General features: G+C 34.1%; 1 protein-coding gene. It reads left to right on the top strand.

What is annotated here, in order from left to right; all coding sequences use genetic code 11:
- On the top strand, window positions 1-3,108 hold a 3,108-nt coding region (locus tag TJ68_RS06505), incomplete at its 5' end, for a 3'-5' exonuclease (protein ID WP_148449683.1).
- Window positions 3,109-3,121 lie beyond the last annotated feature (13 nt).

The following is a 3,121-nucleotide window of genomic DNA, read 5'->3' as shown; positions in this document are numbered from 1 at the left end:
CATTATCAAGCAAACGACGAAAATTTCGTAATGCTTGAGGAGTTTTTATCTACTGATAAACAAAATGATTATTTAAAAAGAGCAGTATTAAAGTTGTATAACGAGGCGATTGCGACAGAACACCCACTTTCATTTTTAGAAGGGTTAATGGACGAGTGGTTAGATGTCGAATTGTTAACGGAAATTTACGATCGTTATAAAGAGAAAAACTTAAAAATAATCGAAGAAGCACTTGAAGCGGTAGACCAGCTGCTAGAAGGTTTATTTTCAGTACATGTGGACTTAGATTATAACGATAAACAAATTAAAAAATTACAAGACCTCGCTGATGAGTTTAAAGCAATCCATTTAAAAGTTAGAAATAATACCGCATCTTCAACAGAAATTGATACTAAAATGATTACTAGAAATACTAAAGTATATAAGAGTATCGAAGATGAAGCGGATAAAAACTATATTAGTCAACTGATTGATCAAACGAGTGAGAAGCGAAAAGCTGTCATAGGGTTGAACGTAATGACGTTAGAGTCATTTTTAGAAGAAATGGCAAATATGAACGGTGTCCGGAATACTTTTATACAGCTCGCAATGGAATTAATTGAAGCATATGGTAAACGTAAACGTGAATCGAACACGATGGACTTTAACGATTACGAACACTATGCGATTGATATTTTATCTCGTAACGATGGAGAGATTAGTAAGCTGTATCAGAATAAGTTTAAAGAAGTGATGATCGATGAGTACCAAGATACAAATAGAGTACAAGAATCGATTATTATGCGTTTAAAATCTGGTGATGCGCATGATGGAAACTTATTTATGGTTGGAGACGTTAAACAATCGATTTACAGATTCCGTCAAGCAGAACCTAAACTCTTTTTAGAAAAGATGGATGCGTTCCAACAAGAAAATTCTGGTACGTTAATTACTTTAAACAAAAACTTCCGTTCGAATATCGGCGTGTTAGAAACGACGAACTTTATCTTTAAGCATCTCATGGACCGGGATGTCGGTGAAATCGATTATACGGATAACGAAGCGTTACACGTTGGTCTAGAGAAAAATAAAACGCCAATCCAAACAGAAGTTGAAGGCATCGTATATTTAAAAGGTGCACTGTCTAAGGAAGAAGCAGAAATTAATTATGTCATCAAGAAAATCTTAGAGTTACGCGAACAAAACGTCGATTATAAAGATATCGTTATTTTAACACCAGCACGACAAGCCATCGATACGTATCATAGTAAATTTAAAGAATATAACATACCGTTAGTGTACGAAAATAATACGGGGTATTTTGACACGCTTGAAATACGCACAATGGTGAACTTTATTTCAGTGATTGATAACCCGCTTCAAGACGATCATTTAGTTGGTCTATGTCGTATGCCTTTCTTTAATTTTACAAATACAGATATTGCTAAAATACGAGTTAGCGATGAAAACAAACGTGGATATTTCTATGATTCGTTAAAAAATTATGATGTAGACGATGAAACAAAAGAAAAAATTGAGTTTCTTTTATCAGAATTACAGTTGTTACAAGAAGAAGCGAAATATCGTTCGGTCACATCGCTATTAAAATATATGTACGACAGATACGATATTATCGAATTCTTTGCGGGACTTCCGAGTGGTGATACACGTAAGGCGAATTTAAATGGATTACTCATTTATAGTATGGAATTTATGAAACGAAACCACCATTCACTGTATGAATTTATAAACTATATTCAATACTTATCAGATCGTAATGTTGATTTTGGTGAGGAGCAAGTCGTGAGTGAGGAAGAAGATGTCGTTAAAGTAATGACGATTCACTCATCTAAGGGATTAGAATTTAAGCACGTCTTTTTAGTGAATAATCAGCGCAGTTTAAGAAGTCGTGATTTAAATGATTCGATACTCGTTCACCCGATGTATGGAGTGTCGATGAAAACTTATGACGCGACACATAAACTTATACAGTCTAACTTACATTATGAATATATGAAAGATATGCTTCATAAAGAAGATATTTCAGAAAGACTTCGCTTATTATATGTTGCATTAACACGAGCAGAAGAATGTTTATATATCCCGTTATTAAAAGACGAACCGTTAGATAAGTTCGAATCGTATCAAGAAGAAAACGCATTGTTTTTAGACGTGTTTGAAATTAAAGACATTGACATCGATTCAATAGAACCGAACGTACCACTACCAAAAGAATTCAGGTTAAACGCTAGTGATTACAGAACATTACTCGCTCCAATTTTATTTGCAAATAAAGAGAACCCTTATTTTAAAATTTCCATGCATTATGATAATGGAGAAGCGACTGCTGAAGTGACAGAACGTCTAACGCTCGATGACTTATTTGATTTAACAGATAGCGTGTATCCTTCACCAGAAATTATTGAACGACTCAATTATCAATATAAAGGTGGAGACGACTATTTAGAGAGTGTCAAAGACTCTGTCACTGAAATTAAACGCAGAAACGAAACGATCGATGAAACCGCAGAGTTAAGAACGGACATTTACAAAAAAGAAGTTCGACTTAGAAAGCCTGCATTTTTAGATGACACAAAAGATGCACCGATTTTCGGGACGATTATGCATGAAGTGATGGTACAAATCGTTCATCGAATAGATTCAATCATTCAAAGTGGCAACAAAGAAAGTTTAGTGCGTGCAATTGTTCATAACTACACACAAGATTTAGAATATGTGACTGAAGAAAACAGAGCACGCATGACGGAGTATGGATTACGATTTGTTGAAGATAAAACGATACAATCTATATTTAAAGAGTCTCTACAAAACTATACAGAATTACCATTTATAATGAGTCAAAAAACGATCGATATTAGCGATGTACATGGTAAGATGGTACAAGGTATTGTAGACTGCTTAGTGAAACATGATGATCGTTATATTATTATTGACTACAAAACGGATCGAGTTACAAATGAAACAGAAGCAGATTTAATAGAACGATACAGTGTTCAAATGGATATATATAGACGTTCAATTGAACACGCACTAAACGCACAAGTAGATGTGTACTTATATTATTTCAATTATGGAGTGTTAAATGTCTATGACTGTCAAAAAGGATAATGCACTCATTGGT

Origin of the sequence: Nosocomiicoccus massiliensis (assembly GCF_000438455.1) — a bacterium.
GTDB classification, from domain to species: domain Bacteria; phylum Bacillota; class Bacilli; order Staphylococcales; family Salinicoccaceae; genus Nosocomiicoccus; species Nosocomiicoccus massiliensis.
Note: the sequence above shows the minus strand (reverse complement) of the source record. Positions and strands in the feature narration are given on the sequence as shown.